At 55.4% G+C, this 17,635-nt stretch carries 19 protein-coding genes, 3 tRNA genes and 1 pseudogene; 9 read left to right on the top strand and 14 right to left on the bottom strand.

Features of this window, described 5'->3' with window-relative positions; all coding sequences use genetic code 11:
- Positions 1–33: 33 nt before the first annotated feature.
- The 6 genes from opgB to MKS11_RS16035 form a co-directional block, all read right to left on the bottom strand.
- Complete coding sequence (opgB, locus tag MKS11_RS16010) at positions 34–2,325, bottom strand: phosphatidylglycerol--membrane-oligosaccharide glycerophosphotransferase (RefSeq protein ID WP_017899105.1); 2,292 nt, start codon at positions 2,323–2,325, stop codon at positions 34–36.
- Positions 2,326–2,582: 257 nt separating this feature from the next.
- Positions 2,583–3,077: a DUF2501 domain-containing protein gene (locus tag MKS11_RS16015; protein ID WP_004886462.1), complete on the bottom strand. Its 495-nt coding sequence runs from the start codon at positions 3,075–3,077 to the stop codon at positions 2,583–2,585.
- 65 nt (positions 3,078–3,142) lie between these two features.
- The gene (gene dnaC, locus MKS11_RS16020; protein ID WP_025999144.1) at positions 3,143–3,880 is read right to left on the bottom strand and encodes a DNA replication protein DnaC; all 738 of its coding nucleotides are present in this window, start codon (positions 3,878–3,880) and stop codon (positions 3,143–3,145) included.
- 2 nt (positions 3,881–3,882) lie between these two features.
- Positions 3,883–4,422, bottom strand: coding sequence for a primosomal protein DnaT (gene dnaT, locus MKS11_RS16025; RefSeq protein ID WP_017899103.1), 540 nt, complete (start codon positions 4,420–4,422; stop codon positions 3,883–3,885).
- 102 nt (positions 4,423–4,524) lie between these two features.
- Positions 4,525–4,998, bottom strand: a complete 474-nt coding sequence (locus MKS11_RS16030) for a threonine/serine exporter (protein WP_032455516.1) — start codon at positions 4,996–4,998, stop codon at positions 4,525–4,527.
- The gene (locus MKS11_RS16035; protein WP_004886474.1) at positions 4,989–5,765 is read right to left on the bottom strand and encodes a threonine/serine exporter ThrE family protein; all 777 of its coding nucleotides are present in this window, start codon (positions 5,763–5,765) and stop codon (positions 4,989–4,991) included. The genes MKS11_RS16030 and MKS11_RS16035 overlap by 10 nt, the downstream gene beginning before the upstream one ends.
- A gap of 280 nt (positions 5,766–6,045) precedes the next feature.
- On the opposite strand from MKS11_RS16035, the gene pobA reads away from it, so the two are divergent.
- From pobA to bglJ, 4 genes and pseudogenes are all read left to right on the top strand, one after another.
- On the top strand, positions 6,046–7,230 hold the full coding sequence (pobA, locus tag MKS11_RS16040) for a 4-hydroxybenzoate 3-monooxygenase (protein WP_004886477.1): 1,185 nt from the start codon (positions 6,046–6,048) through the stop codon (positions 7,228–7,230).
- Positions 7,231–7,246: 16 nt separating this feature from the next.
- Entirely contained in the window at positions 7,247–8,128 is an 882-nt protein-coding gene (locus tag MKS11_RS16045) for a helix-turn-helix domain-containing protein (RefSeq protein WP_284109626.1), read from the top strand.
- Between the two features lie 264 nt (positions 8,129–8,392).
- Positions 8,393–9,115: pseudogene (locus MKS11_RS16050) on the top strand (LuxR C-terminal-related transcriptional regulator).
- Entirely contained in the window at positions 9,076–9,750 is a 675-nt protein-coding gene (bglJ, locus tag MKS11_RS16055; protein WP_023319687.1) for a DNA-binding transcriptional activator BglJ, read from the top strand. Before MKS11_RS16050 ends, bglJ begins: the two are co-directional and overlap by 40 nt.
- 5 nt (positions 9,751–9,755) lie before the next feature.
- Here the strand turns inward: bglJ and MKS11_RS16060 are convergent, their stop codons facing one another.
- A complete protein-coding gene (locus MKS11_RS16060) occupies positions 9,756–10,214 on the bottom strand; it encodes a YbaK/EbsC family protein (RefSeq protein WP_004886490.1) in 459 nt (152 codons plus the stop codon).
- A 333-nt stretch (positions 10,215–10,547) separates the two neighbouring features.
- Between MKS11_RS16060 and MKS11_RS16065 the strand changes: the two genes are divergently transcribed.
- Positions 10,548–11,891 carry a PTS cellobiose transporter subunit IIC gene (locus MKS11_RS16065; protein ID WP_002887650.1) on the top strand — a complete coding sequence of 448 codons (1,344 nt, stop codon included), beginning with the start codon at positions 10,548–10,550 and terminating at the stop codon, positions 11,889–11,891.
- 50 nt (positions 11,892–11,941) lie between these two features.
- Here the strand turns inward: MKS11_RS16065 and fhuF are convergent, their stop codons facing one another.
- The 3 genes from fhuF to MKS11_RS16080 form a co-directional block, all read right to left on the bottom strand.
- Positions 11,942–12,730, bottom strand: coding sequence for a siderophore-iron reductase FhuF (fhuF, locus tag MKS11_RS16070; RefSeq protein WP_004886493.1), 789 nt, complete (start codon positions 12,728–12,730; stop codon positions 11,942–11,944).
- A gap of 106 nt (positions 12,731–12,836) precedes the next feature.
- On the bottom strand, positions 12,837–13,883 hold the full coding sequence (locus MKS11_RS16075; protein ID WP_004886496.1) for a GGDEF domain-containing protein: 1,047 nt from the start codon (positions 13,881–13,883) through the stop codon (positions 12,837–12,839).
- Between the two features lie 23 nt (positions 13,884–13,906).
- Entirely contained in the window at positions 13,907–14,077 is a 171-nt protein-coding gene (locus MKS11_RS16080; protein WP_072096669.1) for a hypothetical protein, read from the bottom strand.
- A gap of 70 nt (positions 14,078–14,147) precedes the next feature.
- On the opposite strand from MKS11_RS16080, the gene MKS11_RS16085 reads away from it, so the two are divergent.
- On the top strand, positions 14,148–14,387 hold the full coding sequence (locus MKS11_RS16085) for a DUF1435 domain-containing protein (protein WP_025999141.1): 240 nt from the start codon (positions 14,148–14,150) through the stop codon (positions 14,385–14,387).
- Between the two features lie 21 nt (positions 14,388–14,408).
- Here the strand turns inward: MKS11_RS16085 and MKS11_RS16090 are convergent.
- The 4 genes from MKS11_RS16090 to rsmC all read right to left on the bottom strand — a co-directional run bounded on the left by MKS11_RS16090 (position 14,409) and on the right by rsmC (position 15,927).
- Positions 14,409–14,495: transfer RNA gene (locus MKS11_RS16090), tRNA-Leu, on the bottom strand.
- Positions 14,496–14,525: 30 nt separating this feature from the next.
- Positions 14,526–14,612 (bottom strand) — tRNA-Leu (locus MKS11_RS16095).
- A gap of 28 nt (positions 14,613–14,640) precedes the next feature.
- Positions 14,641–14,727 (bottom strand) — tRNA-Leu (locus MKS11_RS16100).
- 171 nt (positions 14,728–14,898) lie between these two features.
- Entirely contained in the window at positions 14,899–15,927 is a 1,029-nt protein-coding gene (rsmC, locus tag MKS11_RS16105; protein WP_049093625.1) for a 16S rRNA (guanine(1207)-N(2))-methyltransferase RsmC, read from the bottom strand.
- A 102-nt stretch (positions 15,928–16,029) separates the two neighbouring features.
- Here rsmC and MKS11_RS16110 point away from each other — a divergent pair, with 102 nt between their 5' ends.
- Genes MKS11_RS16110 through yjjG form a run of 3 tightly spaced genes read left to right on the top strand, consistent with a single transcriptional unit; the run spans position 16,030 to position 17,550 of the window.
- Positions 16,030–16,443: a DNA polymerase III subunit psi gene (locus tag MKS11_RS16110; RefSeq protein WP_004886506.1), complete on the top strand. Its 414-nt coding sequence runs from the start codon at positions 16,030–16,032 to the stop codon at positions 16,441–16,443.
- Positions 16,412–16,858, top strand: a complete 447-nt coding sequence (rimI, locus tag MKS11_RS16115; RefSeq protein ID WP_004886508.1) for a ribosomal protein S18-alanine N-acetyltransferase — start codon at positions 16,412–16,414, stop codon at positions 16,856–16,858. The genes MKS11_RS16110 and rimI overlap by 32 nt, the downstream gene beginning before the upstream one ends.
- 14 nt (positions 16,859–16,872) lie before the next feature.
- Positions 16,873–17,550 carry a pyrimidine 5'-nucleotidase gene (gene yjjG / locus MKS11_RS16120; RefSeq protein WP_004886511.1) on the top strand — a complete coding sequence of 226 codons (678 nt, stop codon included), beginning with the start codon at positions 16,873–16,875 and terminating at the stop codon, positions 17,548–17,550.
- The last annotated feature ends 85 nt before the right edge of the window (positions 17,551–17,635 follow it).

The following is a 17,635-nucleotide window of genomic DNA, read 5'->3' on the forward strand; positions in this document are numbered from 1 at the left end:
GCCCGGCGCCAAAACCCGCCGGGCAAGGTGGCTTTAACCTTCGCTTTTCACCACTTTGATCTCCACCATACCGATCCCCAGCTGACGCGGGGAGTGGCCGAGGATATTGCCCTCGTTGGTGGACTGTGGGTCCGGCGGAGTGATGGTCAGCGTGTTGCTGCGCGTCGGGTTGTCGAAATGCAGCGTCGTGGTGGTCACATCATTGACCAGAGTAAGCACTTGCTCACTTTGACCAACCCGCACCGGGATCGGCTTATTGGCATTGGGACCGTAGGCTTTGGCGGTGATCACCAGATCAAATTTCTCCGGCAGCGGCTCTTTATATTCAATCTTCACGTCGCTGCCCAGCTGGGCATTGGACCACCGACCCCAGGACTCGGGGCGCGAAATGCCGCTAAACTGTTTCACCTCTTCCGGCGCGCCGGCAACGTTAAACACGAAGCTGTCGGCCTTATAGCGAATATCGTTGTCGACAACTTTCAGCGTATCGACGTTGCCCTTATAGCGCTCCATATCGATAAGGGTGTCCCTGAAGGCGGTCTTGCCTTTCCACTGTGGCTTATCAACGTGCTGAACCTTCTGCTCACCCCCGAGCTGGCCCTGCGAGACGCACCAGTCGGTGGAGAGCGCCAGCTCAGGAGACCACAGCTGGCCCATTTTATAGCAGCGATCGACCCACACGAAATTATCCCGCGGTGCGAAATCGGCCAGCTGGAAGCGCAGCGGCGCCGAGTATTCGCTCTCCGGCAGCGGTTCAACGCGCTGATCCGACACCCGGAGCAGCAGCGGCAGACGGAAATGGCTGCCGGAGAAGGCGATCATGTTCTTCTGCGAGTCGATGGTGAAGTTTTTAATCTCTTTCGGGAAGTTCCACAGGCGGATCACGTCGGGTTTCCAGGCCAGGATCTTCTCTTTCATATTGATGAAAATACCGGAGAGCGACTGGCCAGAGAGACTGCTGCGCCCGAGGCCGATATAGTTATCGCCACCGAGAATATCCAGCACCGTCGCACCGTTATCCATGGTGTTGCGTTTCACTGCCAGGGTCTCCTGCTGCGGCCGATCGCCGCGCAGGACAAAGAACAAATTGCTGCGATCGTGCTTGTTGAGGTAATCCCAGGCGCTGTTCTTCATGGCCAGGTGGTCGGAAGAGACCACGATGACCGTGTTTTTGAAATAGGGAGAGGCTTTGATCTTCTCGATTAGCGCGGCGATATGTTCCTGGCTGCAGCTAACGGCGCTAAAGGAGAGGTTTTTCTTACCGTCCACGTCATAGCGTTTACGCTCGCAGGTGCGCGAAATAAAGCCGTCGGGATGGTGGGTGTCCACCGTCAGGGCGAACAGCGAAAAGCGTTTTCCGGACTGCGACAGCTCTTCGAATTTTTTCCACGTCTCCTCAAGTACCGTGTCGTCATAGAAGCCCCAGTCGTTGCGGTAGGCGGGATCCGCTACCGTGGTTTTGAGCTCTTCCGCCCCGAACAGGTGATCGAAGCCGTGGGACTTGAGAAAGACGTCTTTGCCAGCAAAGCGCAGGTTAGCTCCCTGCACAAAATAGTTTTCGTAACCGGAGTTTTTCAGGATATCGCCAAGGCAGATATTCTGCGGAAAGAAGCTGGATACGGAGGCCGAAGCGTTGCCTTCAAACGGCGCAAACAGCGGAATGCCGCACTGTGACGCGACCATGCCGGCGATGGTGTAATCGGTCCCCGGCAGCTGCATGGTATTGCTGAAATCAATGCCCTCATCTTTAATTCTGCCAAGCTCAGGGGTGAGGTTGGGGAACGCATCGTTATCAAAATAGGTGCGCTCAAGGCTTTCGCCATAGATATAGACCAGATTCAGCTGCGGATTGTCGATACGCTTCGACGGTTCTTTGTAGTACGCGGCAAAGTCCGGGTCTCCTTCCCGTGATTGCGATTTCACCAGCTCGCTGATTTGATGGAAGGCCGGGCTGGCGTCGACCGAGGCCAGCGCCAGCAGCAGCGCCGCCAGGCTGTAGCCGACGTGATGAGGATGATGCCGACGGCGGCGCAGCACCCACCCCAGGGCGCCAAAAACGGCAACCAGCGCGACGGCCACGCCGACGCCCGGCAGAATGTATTTGCCGATCCCGGCGCCGGTCAGGCTGTTGGTCAGAGTGTAGAGTACCGCGTCGTTGATGCCGTCGCCGGTAAAGTAGTCGCTGGCGTAGAGGGTGATATTCAGCACCACGAACAGGCCTAACACCGTGAGCGTGGCGGCAAACCACCAGGTGTTACGACCCGCTTTCCAGGCATAAAGCGCCACCGAAGCTAAAAATAAGGCGATGGATAACAACTCTGACACAGCTCATCCTCAATAACGCCAGTTATCGGCTGGCAGAACAGATTACTTTTCAAGCCACACTGTAATTGCAGCGCCATCTTGCTGCAATTCTAGCGTCATGAAAGTGTGCAGTTATTCAGAATTGGTTTAGAAGTTGCCTTTTTTGATCGGCGTCGCAGCCGGCGTGGCGGGGAAGCGTAAGGAGAAAAAGGAGAAAAAAGCCGTTTCAGGCCGCGCTGCCGTTGCGAAGGCGACAAACGCGGCATTAGCAGTATGTATCAGGAGAGGAAGTTAACGCCCTGTTTTAAGACCAGATCGCAGGCTTTGGTTTTCACCTGTTTCGCCAACGAGCTGTTGCCAAGCGTATTCAGGTCCAGCTGCTGGCCGTTATTACTGTTGAGCAACCCCTGCAGGCCATCGAGATAGTTGGTGTCTTGTTTCTGTTTTTCCGGCGTGCTGAGTCCTAGTTTATCCAGCACCTGGTTTTTGACGTTATCGGCGCTGGTCACGGAGGCCAGCTTCTGTTGCGCGCAATATGACAAGATCCCGGCCGCATTATTCATGCTGCTGGCGGTCAGCGACTGGCTGCTGCCACTGAGCAGGCTGGTTAGCGAGGAGACGGACATGCCGCCGCTGCCAGCCTGGGTGCTGCCGCCGCTGAGCTGGCTGGCGGCGCTGTTGAGAGAATCCTGCCAGGAGGCAGCGTGGGCCCCGGAGAGGGTAAATGCGCTGAGGGTAAGCGCGGCAAGTAAGCCATTTTTTAACGATTTCATAGACGGACTCATAAGCGTGACTGAAGAATCACTTTAGTATAACGCCGCCGTTGTCCGGAAATCTCTTAATACTCCTTGCCGGTGACGCGGTGCCGGTAACTTTCCCAGTTGAAGATAACCCACAGGCTGTTGCCCAGGCGCATACGGTCCATCACCCGTTCGCCGAGCAGCTTATTCATCTCTTCCATATTACTGTTGGTTAGCATACCGGTAGGCCGTTTGGAGGAAGAGCGGCGGTCAACTATCTGATTGATAATGACCTTTTCATAGCGAGACTCCGTCTGCATACCAATTTCATCAATCACCAGAAGATCGACCTTGCTGAGATCGCTCAGTAATTGCTCTTCGCTCGTCTCCCGATTGCCGAAGGTATCTTTCATGGCTGACATAATATCAGCCACGGTGATAATTAAGACCGATTTCCCGCGCAGCAGCAGTTCGTTGCAGATAGCAGCCGCGAGGTGGTTTTTACCGGTGCCCGGTTTGCCGGAGAAGATAAAGCTGGCGATATTGCCATCAAACTCCTCCACGTACTGACGCGCCCGGGCGAGGGCGTTCATCTGCCCCTCGCACTCGACGCGATAGTTATCAAAGGAGCAGTTCTGATGCAGGGGGCGGATCCCCGAGCGGTTAAAGGTGCGCTGCATTTTCATCGCGCGGTTCTCCCGCTCCAGCGCTTCGGAACGCAGCTTGCCTTGCTCTTTTTGCCAGGCCAGCAGCTCTTCGCCGGTTTTAAACGCCGGTTCGATATGAGCCGGCATCATTTTCTGCAGGCGCTTCATCAGATCGCCAACGTTTTTCATGCTCATCCTCGGAAACCTCGCGGAATATGACTGTCGGGTTCGCTCACGCTGTTCACATCGCGCTTCGGCTGCCCGCCGTTGCTGGCGCGGCTGATTTGCACGCTGCGAGCCAGTTTCTGCTGCCACTGCACGTGGTGAAACACTTTACCTTCCGCCTGCCAGTAAGCGACGAAAGCGGCCAGCTCTTCCGGGGTGACCGGCTGGCTCAGGGCGATGCCCCACAGCGCGGCCAGACGCTGAAAGTCGGCGTCCGGCTGCCAGGCCGCATACATGGCAAATTTGCCCATCGGCACCGCAACCGGCGCCGCCGCGGGCTCGTCGAAAAACTGCGGGTCAAGCGCGATGTCGCTACCGGGGCGCGCCAGCCTGGCTTCCAGTTCCAGCAGCTGCGCCAGCCGGTCTGGGGTCAGCGCATAGAACGCCGGGGCGTTGTTGGCAAAAACGGCGACAGTGCCGTCAGTCGATTTCGCCAGCAGCGCCGCGTGCTGCTGGAGGAACTCTTCCAGGCCGCTAAAATGGGAGGTTAAAATTCGCGAAGACATAACTCTATCTCAACTCTGAACTGCAAAGAGTGGGGTGATCTGCACATAGTAGCACAGAGCCCGTCGCGGAAGGAGCGTCGCGGCTTTACCGCGACGCCGGGGTTAGACGCGAGGGCGCTTACGATACAGCCACAGACCGGGTATCGACAGGCCGATGGAGAGGGCGCCCACGATTGAAGAGGCCTTTAAAAAATTGCTCAGCAGCAAAATCATCATCTCTTCAGAATAGCCAAAATGACTGATTTTTACCGCGGAGATCATCGCGGTGTAAGCGGAAATACCGGGAAACATCGGGATCACGGCGGCAACGGTAAAAATCTTCGGATGCGCCAGATACCAGCGCGACCACTGGATACCGATGCAGCCCACCAGCAGGGCGGCGAGGAACGTGGCCCATTCAATGTTAAAACCGGCGCTCATCATGACCATGCGCGAACCGTGGCCGATGGCCCCCAGCAGCGCGCACCAGCGCAGGGCGCGCCGCGGGACATTAAAGACCATCGCAAACCCGACGGCAGGGATCGCCGCCAGCAGCATGTCTTCCGCCAGCGCGAAAATAAACGAAATTATGCCCATCCCCGCAGCCCCCATACGGTCATTGCCATCACTACGCCAATGCAGGTGGCAAGGGTTAACAGGCTGGCGATCGCCCAGCGGGCGAGGCCGGTATTAATATGCCCTTTAAACATATCGGCGACGGCGTTGATCAGCGGAAAGCCCGGGACCAGCAGCAGGACGCTGGCGGCCATGGCAATGGTCGGGGTGCTGGCAAAGGTAGGGAGGCGCAGCAGCAGCCCGGAGATCGTGGTGGCCACAAAGGCGGTGATGCAGAAGTTGATCTGCGGATGCATGGAACGGTGGGTCAGCACCTGGCGAATGTACATGGCCACCGTGCTGGCGCAGAAGCTGACCAGCGCTCCATCCCAGCCGCCGTTATTCAGTTTACAGAAACAAGCGCAGGAGAGGCCCACCATGATCACCAGCAACCAGCGGGGATAGCGCAGGGGCCTAATCTGCGCGAAGCGCTTCTCGACGTCGCGATAGTCCAGCAGCTTATGCTCGGCGAGGATCACGATATGCTGCACTTCCGTCACCACATGCATATTAATGCCGCGGTCGACATTCTTACGCGTGGAGGTAAGACATTCGCCATCCTTAATGGTGGTCAGGACGATAGCGTTGGAGGAAATGGCGCTTTCGACGCTGTCCATCCCCAGCGCCAGCCCGAGACGCGTTGAAAGCTCTTCCACCAACGCGCTTTCGGCGCCGTGCTGTAACAAAAAAAGACCACACTGGATGCATAATCGTGTGATTGCCCGCTGCTGTGCCCGATCAACCTGCATATTTCCTCTGCTGTCCGCGACGCCTGGTATCTGCCGATACTTTAACCTGAAGCGCCTGGGCGGCTGAGGGGGGTGGGATCAAATAATGTGCAAAAATTTCCCGCCCGCCGGAGGGGCAGAATTTGAAGCTTCCCACACTTTTGCCAGTTTGGTGAAAAGTGCAATTTTTGTCGCCATTCATCCCTTCTTTTTCCCGTCTGACTTATCAAAAATGCAGGAAAGCACTTTTATTAAACAAAAAATATACAAATAATTAACCCTGCAAAAGTGAGACAATCCTATGAAAACACAGGTCGCGATTATTGGCGCTGGCCCTTCCGGGCTGCTGCTGGGGCAGCTCCTGCACAACGCCGGCATCCACACGGTCATTCTTGAGCGTCAAACGCCGCAGTATGTGCTGGGGCGCATCCGCGCGGGAATTCTGGAAAGCGGTACCGTCGATCTGCTTCGCGAAGCGGGCGTGGCGCAGCGAATGGACGTCGAAGGCCTGGTGCATCATGGGGTGGAGTTTCTCTTTGACGGCCAGCGGGTGCCCGTCTCACTGAGCGAGCTGACCGACGGCAAGAGCGTGATGGTTTACGGCCAGACTGAAGTGACCCGCGATCTGATGGCTGCCCGGGCCGCCAGCGACGCGCCGATCGTGTACGGCGTGAGCGAAGTGACTATCCATGACGCGAAAAGCGACCGGCCGACGATCACCTATCTTAGCGAAGGAGAATTCTGTCGCCTGGAGTGTGACTTTATCGCCGGTTGCGACGGGTTCCATGGCGTGTCGCGGCAAAGTATTCCCGCTGACATACTCAAGACTTACGAGAGCGTCTGGCCGTTCGGCTGGTTAGGCCTGCTGGCGGATACGCCGCCGGTCAATCCGGAGCTGATCTATGCGCATCATCAGCGGGGATTCGTTTTATGTAGTCAGCGCTCACTTACTCGCAGCCGCTACTATTTGCAGGTTCCGCTGAGCGATAAAGTGGAAGACTGGTCGGACGAACGCTTCTGGCAGGAGTTGAAATGCCGATTGCCGGCGGATCTGTCATCAAAGTTAGTGACTGGTCACTCACTTGAGAAAAGCATCGCTCCCTTGCGCAGCTTCGTCGTAGAGCCGATGCAATATGGGCGATTGTTTCTGGTGGGGGATGCCGCGCATATCGTACCGCCGACCGGCGCTAAAGGGTTGAACCTGGCGGCATCGGACGTGAACTATCTGTGGCGGATCCTTCGCGAATACTACCATCATGGCCGGAGCGATCTGCTCGCGACCTATTCGCGACTAGCGCTGGATCGGGTCTGGAAAGGGGAACGCTTTAGCTGGTTCATGACCCGCCTGCTGCACGATTTCCCGCAGCAGAGCGAATTCGACGCCAAAATGCAGGCGGCCGATCGCCGCTACTATCTGGGCTCGCGCGCCGGGCTGACCACCATCGCGGAAAACTACGTGGGCCTGCCCATGGAGCGCGTCGTCTGACTGAACAGGAGTAACTATGTCGCCCGTCCAAACTGTTCCGGTATTTAAGCTCTATGGCGAGGAGCGCGGCTGGCCGACGCCGGACCTGCTGCACTGCGAGTCGATTTTGCAGCGCAGCAGCCTGTATCAGTGGCATATTCGCGTCCACCAGCACGCCGAAATGGTCCAGCTCCTCTATCTGCACAAAGGTCGGGCGGAGATCGAAATTGAAGGCACCACCTCGGTGATGACGGAGTCCTGCATCCAGGTGGTGCCCGCCCTCTGCATTCATGGCTTTCATTTCTCACCCGGAACGCACGGATTTGTGCTCTCCCTGGCGCTGCCGCTGCTGAGCCGCTTTGAAAATCAGTTCGGCCGGCCGCTGGATGTGCTTAGCGTAGCGCAGTGTCTGCCGGTGGGGCGTTCCCGGGGGCGTATGCATACGCTGTTTTCAGCGCTTCGCGAGGAGTACAGTGCCGATCATGACGCACGGGAAATGATGCTTTATTCGCTGCTGGGAACGCTGCTGATCTGGCTGAACCGGCAGTGCCGCCTCGCACCGCCCGCGGAAGACAAAGCGGAGCGAAAGCGCAGTATGATGCGTCATTTTTCCCGGCTTATTGAGAGCCACTACCGGCAGCATCTCCCGCTGGCGGAGTATGCGAAGTTGATTGGGCTGTCGGTCACGCATTTAAACTATTTATGTCGCGAGTTCTATGGCTGTAGCGCTCTCGGGGTACTGCATCAGCGACTGATGCTTGAGGCGCGGCGTAACCTGCAGTACACTCGCATGACGGTAACGCAACTCTCTGATTATTTGGGTTTTAGCGACGCCGCCTATTTTTCTCGCTTTTTCCGCCGCTACAGTGGCATGTCGCCTAAAGCATTTAGAGAAGCAATTAAAGAGAATGCTTCATAATTTTCAAGCCTGAAATTATTTTTGCTAAATAATAGTTTTATCTTTTCTAATTTATTAACGCAGAGGCGTCTGTGCTAATATTCATCGCAAGTATACACAGGAATAATATTTACACGGTATGACCACGGTTCGGTCATTCAGTATATCGTGTACGCGGGCCATGAATATGTTTTTAATATTCATCCAGTAAATGGTATGGCGATCGAGTCACTCGCCGAACGTTTACGGGCAAGCGAAGGAACTTCGACAGGAAGCGGAGGTGTTATGTTACCAGGACAAGGTAAGTTTGGCGTCGTTATTAGTAAAATCCCCGTCATGCAGTCAGGGTTAAAGGTGATCTTCAATGAGAACCTCCCGGATTACGAACTCAGTTTTTGTCGCTCTCATGATGAGCTCACCCTTTTACAACTGCGGCGGGCGGTGCTGGTCGTTGCGGATATCTCCGGCGAGATTGCGCAACCCCGGGCCGTCTGAGAGCGTTATTACTCCCTCATGACCCAGTATCGTGATATTCACTGGGTTTTTATGGTCAGCGACAGCCTCTATCCATTAGCCGTTGAGCTATTAATTCGTCCCGAAAGCTCGCTCATCTCCGAGAGCGAGCCGGTAAACCGGCTGATTGAGGTGATTTGTGCCGGTAGCCGTGCGGCTGAGCAGATTAGCCGTACGCTGTTTACCGGGAATGAGGACAGCGATTTCGCAAGCTACCACTCTGCGGCGATGCTGACCCTGTCAGAGCGAAAAGTTCTGCGCCTTCTGGCGAAGGGATGGGGAATTAACCAGATCGCCGCGCTGTTGAAAAAGAGCAATAAGACGATCAGCGCGCAGAAAAATAGCGCAATGCGTCGCTTATCGCTACGCAGCAACGCTGAAATGTATGCCTGGATCAACAGCGCGCAGGGAATGCAAGAGCTGAATATCAATTCAGCTTACGGGGAGCAAATGGAATGGAAAAAAATAGCACAACCCGTCATGTCGCCATCGTAGAAAAATGTGTGATGACGGAAATGGCCTGGCGCTATATCTTTAGCCGTGAAGATAACAGCCAATACCGCATTCATTTTTTTAAAAATATCAATTTGCTCAGGGCGGTGGAAGCGTCGTTCCCATGGTCAGCAATGATCTTTTCACTTTCAGGGAGTCGTTCGTCCAGAGCCGAGAGCCTGCTTTTTCTTCACGAGATGGCGAGGATCCGACCGGAAGTCCAAACGATTATTCTGGCTAATAATGAAAGCGAAATGCGCCTGATCGGCCATTTAATGCCGTCCTGCCTGCACGGTATATTAAATAAATCTGCGCCGCGACGCGGGTTGCAGGAGCATTTGTTACAGCTGCTGGATAATCATTCCCTCGCCGGCAAAGAGCATTTTTGCGGCAGAGAGGCATGCAACGATCCGCTAAGTCCGACGGAGCACGCTATTCTTCGGTATATGTCGTGGGGATATTCGCTTTCGGAAATTGCGGTGCAGCTGAACCGGAACATTAAAACCATCCGCGCGCATAAGTTCAACGCCATGACCAAGCTCGGGGTTCGCTCTGACATTGGTTTATTAAACGCGGCGGATATCTTGCTGCATTTACCGATAAACGGCCCGACCAGCGCCGTTAAACAGGTGGCATAACGCGGCTATATGCATACGTCTACCCATGTTGCGTCGGTGAGCTGCGCCATTCGTTCTGGTTCGATGCGAACGGCGCTGTGAATAGCCCCCGCTGCGGGTAGTACCTCCTGATAGTGCCTGAGCGAGACGTCACAGAAGACGTCCAGCGGATTTTCCAGACCAAACGGGCACACGCCGCCGACCGGATGGCCGGTCCAGGTCACCACCTCATCGCTGCTCAACATACGCGCTTTTGCGCCAAAGGTTTCTTTCAGCTTTTTATTATCCAGCCGCGCATCGCCCCTGGCGACGATCAGTACAATTTTATCTTTGATCTTGAGCGACAGCGTTTTGGCTATTTGTCCCGGCTCAACGTTGTGCGCGGCAGCGGCGAGCGCCACGGTGGCGGTACTCTGGTTTAACTCAATAATTTCGATATCGGGGGCGTGTTCGGCAAAGAACTGCCGTACAGACTGCAGACTCATTGGATTCTCCTGATTTAAGCCTGGTTAAATCTGTCACAAGCCTGGCGGAGTGTAAATATCGGCGCGGACAATCCAGATTCTTTCTATTTTGTCGATCTCCTTCACATTCACCGTAACCGGTTACTGTAACCGGTTGCGGTTATCTGCATTGAGATGAATACTGGAACAGTCACTTCTCCTTTTATTTATAACAAAAGAGCCGTGTATGAATCGTTGTGTTATGAGCAGTATAGCCGGTGATCCACCCGCGGCCTGCTGCATCAAAAAGCGGTCATCGTAACGGCAGGGTAATCGTTGTTGGGCCAGTATCAATAGCCTGTCAGGAGGGCTACTATGTCTGCTAACCATGCTGCGTTTAATTTGATATTTCGCTTTGTAGAAAATTACATAAGCCCCATAGCAGGGCGGATCTCATCGCAGCGTCACGTCATGGCTATCCGTGACGGTTTTATCTCCGCGATGCCGTTTATGATCGTCGGATCGTTTCTGCTGGTGTTTGCTTATCCTCCTTTTTCCCCGGATACCACCTGGGGTTTCGCCCGCGCCTGGCTGGATCTGGCAAAAGAGTTCGAGGGGCGCATTCTGACCCCCTTTGATATGACAATGGGGATCATGTCGATCTACATCTGCGCGGCAATCTCTTACAACCTCGGTAAGCACTACGAGAAATCCAATCAGCTCGATCCCTTTATGTGCGCGATGCTGTCGATCATGGCCTTTTTACTGATTGCCGCGCCGAAGACGAATGGCACGCTGCCGGTGGATAGCCTCGGCGGAACAGGGATCTTTACCGCCATTCTGGTGGCGATCTACTGTGTGGAGATGATGCGTTTTCTCAAGGCACATAACATCGGTATCCGTCTGCCGGATCAGGTCCCTCCGATGATCAAAAATTCCTTTGATCTGTTGATCCCGGTGCTGGTGGTTGTGCTAACGCTCTATCCGCTGAGCCTGTTTATTCAACACCATTTTGACATGCTGATCCCGCAGGCCATTATGGCGATTTTCAAACCGCTGGTTTCGGCGGCCGATTCCCTGCCGGCGATCCTGTTGGCGGTTCTCATCGGCCACCTGCTGTGGTTTGCCGGGATCCACGGTGCGGCGATCGTTTCCGGGATGCTGCAGATGTTCTGGCTGACCAACCTCGGTATGAACCAGCAGGCGCTGGCCCAGGGCGCACCTCTGCCGCATATCTTTATGGAGGCGTTCTGGACCTTCTTTATCGTGGTCGGAGGTTCTGGTGCCACCATGGGGCTGGTGTTCTGCTATCTGCGCAGTCGTTCAGCGCATTTGCGCTCCATTGGTCGTTTGAGCGTGGTGCCAAGCCTGTTTAACATTAACGAGCCGGTCATCTTTGGGACGCCTATTGTCATGAATCCGGTGTTCTTTATTCCGTTCCTGCTGGCGCCGATGGTGAATGCGGTACTGGCCTGGGCGGCAATGAAGCTGGATCTGATCGGCCGCGTCATCTCCGTGGTGCCGTGGACGGCGCCGGCGCCGATTGGCGGTGCCTGGGCGCTGGGCTGGGATTTCCGGGCGGCAATTCTGGTCATCGTTCTGGCCTGCGTGTCGGCGATTATCTACTTCCCGTTCTTTAAGGTGTATGAGAAACAGCTGCTTGCTCAGGAAGCGGAAGAGGCCGAACGGGCGGAACAGGAGAGTCAGCAGACCGCATAAATAGTGACCGGGCGGCCACAGGCTGCCCGTAGCTTATTGGGAACAGGGCGTTATTTTAACGTGCAGTCGCCGCACTGTTGGACGTCCGGCAGGCGATAGCGCTGACAGCAGGTGCGTCGGACTAACTGCCCTTCACGCAGCACGACCGTTCGCCATAGTGGGTTATCCTGACCATCGGCGAGTTGTTTTTCAAAGAAACAGTGCTGGCGCAGGGCGGCAAGCTGCTCATCCCCCAGCAGCGCGCGCATTTCCCCAAGATACCAGTTAATCAGATAGCCTGTATTACTCCAGATAAGTTTGCCATTGATTTCGCCCGTCGCTTCCAGCGCCTCAATAACCGGCTGCAGGGTGCGCGTCACCAGGGCATCTATCCGCGACAGCGGTGACAGTCTCTCGATGCCGGCATCACTATGGACATCAATCCAGAAACAGGCCGCCCGGCCGCTTTCGTGAAATTCGACGTGGAAATGTTCCGGCGCCAGGCTTAGACCCTGTGGTTCATTGAGCAACGCCAACATCAGCGGCGGCACCAGCAGACCGATATACCATTGCGCCCAGAGCGAGAGCAGAGGTTTCTGTTCCCGTGTCAGCGTTGGCTGATGACGATAGATATGATCGGAATAAGTGGCCAACAGGGAGCGTAAGGCGGTGGGTTGCGACCACTCGGCGAGCGTCAACGCGTGACCGGGAGCGGATTCATCCAGGCGCAGGAAATCGAGCAGATGGGGGCGCAGGGTGGCGATTTTTTCCCGAATACTCTCCGCCAGGGCGCGCTCAGCCGTCGGCAAAGGGGCCCGCCAGATAAGTTCATCGCTGAGAGGAAGGGAACGCCAGGCCATTCGATTTCCAGATACAAATCTAAATGATAATGATTCCTGATATTAGTTGTTTGCAGGCGGCATGGCAAGAATTTTGTCGGCGCCACGATGCCGCAGCGCGCGCGGGTTAACTGGCCAAAATAATGTTGCGGCCTTTATTTTTAGCTTCATAGAGTGCGCCATCGGCTCGCGCCAGCGCTTGCTCAATATTGTCATCAATGAGCGGCGTCAGACCAATACTGATGGTCACGTTGGTGGCGACGCTCTCATTAAACATATGCGGGATTTTCAGGTCATAGACCCGCTGTCGAATTCGTTCGGCAGCCTGCCAGGCCGTTTCTTCGCTGCTATTGGTCAGCAGCACCATAAACTCCTCTCCACCAAAGCGGGCGACAATATCGCGCGAGCGTACGGCGTTACGAATGGCAGCAGAGACGCGAATGAGCGCCTGATCGCCCATCATATGACCGTAGTGATCGTTATAGGCTTTGAAATGATCGATATCGAGGAGCAGCACGAAGTGGTTATCGCCGTCCAGCGCCAGCAGGGTATCGAGGCGATTCTGCAGTCCGCGGCGATTATACAAACCGGTCAGGGGATCCAGCATACTGAGATCGTTGAGGGTGTTGCGTTCCTGCATCAGTTTATCCATCAATCCTTGTGTAAAGGCATCGCTGCGCTTCTGGATAATATTTTGCAGGGTAATACCGGCAATAGGCAGCATAAAACAGTAAGTCATGCGCAACCATTGTTCTCCCTCCGCCATTATCAGGCAGGCAAGGAAAGTCGGTAAAGAGTGGAGGGTAAAGGCAGTGATATTATTGGAAAAAGCGATGGTGCCGATAAACAGAATGCTTAATAGGGCGATCACCAGATAGTTAAAATGCGGCGGTGTCAATAGCATCGCCTTTGTCACTACGTGCCATGCCCATAGCATGCCAAATAACAACGAGATAGCGGAAATATTTATTTTCGATTGCGGCCATTTCCAGTGCCAGAGCAGCAGCAACCCGCTGCAGGCCACGATCAGGGCGCAGGGCAGCGTGAAACGAACTACCGTAAATAGGGGGGTGACCAGCGACAGAGAGGAAGAAATGAAATTAAGCAGTAAAAAAAGCCGTAAGGAATATTGATATTTTTGTGCGTAATGTGCTCGCCAGGTTTGTGCAGTCATATCGGAAGAATCATTATTAGTCGTTAAATTTCAAAATGATGAAAGCCAAAAATGAAGAGTCTGATAACAATGTGCAAAAAAAGGTTATTTGCAAAATAAGAAAAATATTTAATATATATCGATAATCCGCTTAATTTATCACCTTCATGAATGTATGTCATTACCGCGAACGTAAAGAATAAGGCACAGAGCACTTTGCAAATGACAAATGATAAAAATTATCATATGATATTGGTTATCATTATCGTTGTGAGAGGTAAAACCATGCTGCAGCGAGCATTAGGAAGCGGTTGGGCAGTCGTCGTTCCCGGCGCGCTGATTGTCGCTCTCGGGTATGCCGGGGTGTCGGCTGACGTATGGCGGACGCTGGTCGCGGTGGGCATGCTGATGTCCGCGGTGATGATATGGCATCGTCAACTGCGCCATTTTATCCTGCTGCCATCGTGCGTTGCATTGATTGGTGGGATAATGCTGATGATGGTGGATATCAAACTGAGAGGATAACGTCGGGAGAGGGAAGAATATTGGTGCGAGGGGGGGGACTTGAACCCCCACGTCCGTAAGGACACTAACACCTGAAGCTAGCGCGTCTACCAATTCCGCCACCTTCGCACAGTATTCTTTCTTTGGATATTGCCTCGTTGGTGCGAGGGGGGGGACTTGAACCCCCACGTCCGTAAGGACACTAACACCTGAAGCTAGCGCGTCTACCAATTCCGCCACCTTCGCCCAGTGCGAGCAATATCTTCGTGGATTATGGTGCGAGGGGGGGGACTTGAACCCCCACGTCCGTAAGGACACTAACACCTGAAGCTAGCGCGTCTACCAATTCCGCCACCTTCGCATACCATCGACACTATGAAAGTATCGTTACCACGGAGGCGCATTCTAGTGGTTTTCGGCGACACGTCAATAGTTAATTATGCAGGTTGTATCGATTGCTGCAAAAATGGGCGGATTTGCCCGCGGGAAGCGCCAGCGGCACCAGGAGCGGGCCGCCGGCGTGAAAAGACGATTATTTTTTCGCCTGACGGGTCATGATGGTGCGATAGACCTTAAAACGTCCGGTCTGGGCGATCACCTCATGGAAGCCGAACGTCTCATCCAGCACCTGCGGATACGGCAGGAAGGCGTTGGCGACAATGCGCAGCTCGCCGCCGCTGTTGAGATGGCGAACCGCGCCGCGGATCAGCGCCTGGGCGGCTTCGAGGCTGGTCTGCAGGCCGTCATGGAATGGCGGGTTGGAGATGATCATGTCGAAGCGACCATTGACCTCGGAGAAGACGTTGCTGGCAAACACATCGCCAGCCAGGCCGTTGGCGGCAAGCGTCGCGCGGCTGGCTTCAACCGCCGGGGCGCTGACGTCGCACAGGGTGAGGCGCACTTTCGGCGAATGGCTGGCCAGCGCGGCGGCCAGCACACCCGCGCCGCAGCCGACGTCCAGCACTTTCCCTTTGGTATGCGGCTCGAGGGTGGAGAGCAGCAGCTGGCTGCCGACGTCCAGACCGTCGCGGCTGAAGACGCCCGGTAGGGTTTTAATCGTCAGATTATCCAGTGTGTATTCGCCCCAGAAAGCTTCGGCGTCGAAGGCGGGCTGCTTTTCCAGACGGCCATGATAGAGGCCACAGCGGCGAGCGCTATCCACTTTGTTTAATGGCGCGTATTCAGCCAGCATCTGCTCCGCGCTGCGGACGCCGCTGCGGTTTTCACCGACGACGAAAATGTCGCTTCCCACCGGCAGCAGAGAGAGCAGGTTCATCAGCTGGAACTGCGCCTCTGGTTTGTTCTTTGGCCAGTAGTAGATCAGGGTGTCGCACTCGGCGACGTCAGCCGCCTCAGCCACTAAGCTAAAACGGACGGTGTCACCCATCTGGTGGCTGAGGACCTGCCAGTGGTGGAACTGCTGGGTGTGGGCGCGGCTGGCCGCGGTATCCAGACGCGCAGGCAGGTCATCCTGCAGGTCACCGGCAAACAGAACGCGGGCGGACTCGAAATCATCACTGTGGCGCAGCAAGACTTCACTTGCCGGGGTAAAAGCGGACATGAAACACTCCTTCATTAAGACTGGCGCCGATTATAGTAGTTTGTTGGCGCAGATACGACGGATTTGCTATATTGCGCGCTTGTTTAACAGGAGTGTTTCGCTATGACATCCCGACGAGACTGGCAACTACAGCAGCTGGGCATTACCCAGTGGTCGCTGCGCCGACCGGGGGCGTTACAGGGCGAAATCGCTATCTCGCTTCCTGAACATATTCGTTTGGTGATGGTGGCGGAAACCCCGCCGTCGCTGACAGAGCCGCTGATTGGCGACGTATTGCGCGCGCTGGCCGTAACGCCAGATCAGGTCCTGCAGCTGACCCCGGAGCGGGTGGCGATGCTGCCGCAGGACAGCCGCTGTAACAGCTGGCGGTTGGGCACAGAGGCGTCGCTGCCGCTGGCGGGCGCCCAGGTGTCCACCCCCGCTTTTGATGAACTCCAGACCAGCGCGCCGGCTCGCAGGGCGCTCTGGCAACAAATCTGCGCACATGAACACGATTTCTACCCTCAGCACGGCTGATTTAACCCGAGCCTGGCAAATCGAAACCCGCGCCCACGCTTTCCCGTGGAGCGAACAGACCCTGGCCAGTAACCAGGGGGAACGCTATCGCAACTATCAGCTGTCGGTGGATGGCGAAATGGCGGCTTTCGCCATTACGCAAGTGGTGCTGGATGAGGCGACGCTGTTCAATATCGCTGTCGATCCCGCTTACCAGCGCCGTGGCCTGGGGCGAGCGCTGCTGGAACATGTCATTGATGAAGTCGAAAAGCTCGGCGTCGTCACGCTATGGCTGGAGGTGCGCGCCTCCAACGTTGCCGCCCTCGCGCTGTATGAAAGCTTAGGCTTCAATGAAGCGACGATTCGCCGCAACTACTACCCGACGGCCGACGGGCGCGAAGACGCCATTGTTATGGCTCTGCCAATCAGTATGTAAGACAAGGTGATACGATGAAATGGGACTGGATTTTCTTTGATGCCGATGAAACGCTGTTTACGTTTGATTCTTTCAGCGGTTTACAGCGAATGTTTCTCGACTACAGCGTGACCTTTACCGCCGAAGATTTTCAGGACTATCAGGCCGTGAATAAGCCGCTATGGGTGGATTACCAAAACGGCGCCATCACCTCGCTGCAGCTGCAGCACCAGCGTTTTGACAACTGGGCGCAACGTTTGAATGTGCCGCCCGGGGAGCTCAACGATGCGTTTATGAATGCGATGGCGGAAATCTGTGCGCCGCTGCCGGGTGCGGTCTCTCTGCTCAACGCGCTGCAGGGCAAGGTCAAAATGGGCATCATCACCAACGGCTTTACCTCGCTGCAGCAGACTCGTCTGGAGCGGACCGGTTTACGCGATCACTTTGATTTGCTAATTATTTCTGAAGAAGTGGGCGTCGCTAAACCGGACGCGCGCATTTTCGATTACGCGCTGGCGAAGGCGGGTAACCCACCGCGCTCGCGGGTGCTGATGGTCGGCGATACCGCCGAGTCGGATATTCGCGGCGGCGTGAACGCCGGACTGGCGACCTGCTGGCTCAATGCGCATCAGCGCGAGCTGCCGGCGGACCTCGAGCCGGACTGGACGGTGACCTCGTTAAGCGAACTGGAGCAGCTCCTGTGTAAACACTGATTGCCTCCCCCCCGTTGATGGGTAAAATAGCCGCAATTTTTCGTATTCCACATGCGTGGCCCATGGCCGCGTTTACTTAGAAGAT

The organism is Klebsiella sp. K5-45 (assembly GCF_030128605.1).
GTDB classification, from domain to species: domain Bacteria; phylum Pseudomonadota; class Gammaproteobacteria; order Enterobacterales; family Enterobacteriaceae; genus Klebsiella; species Klebsiella quasipneumoniae.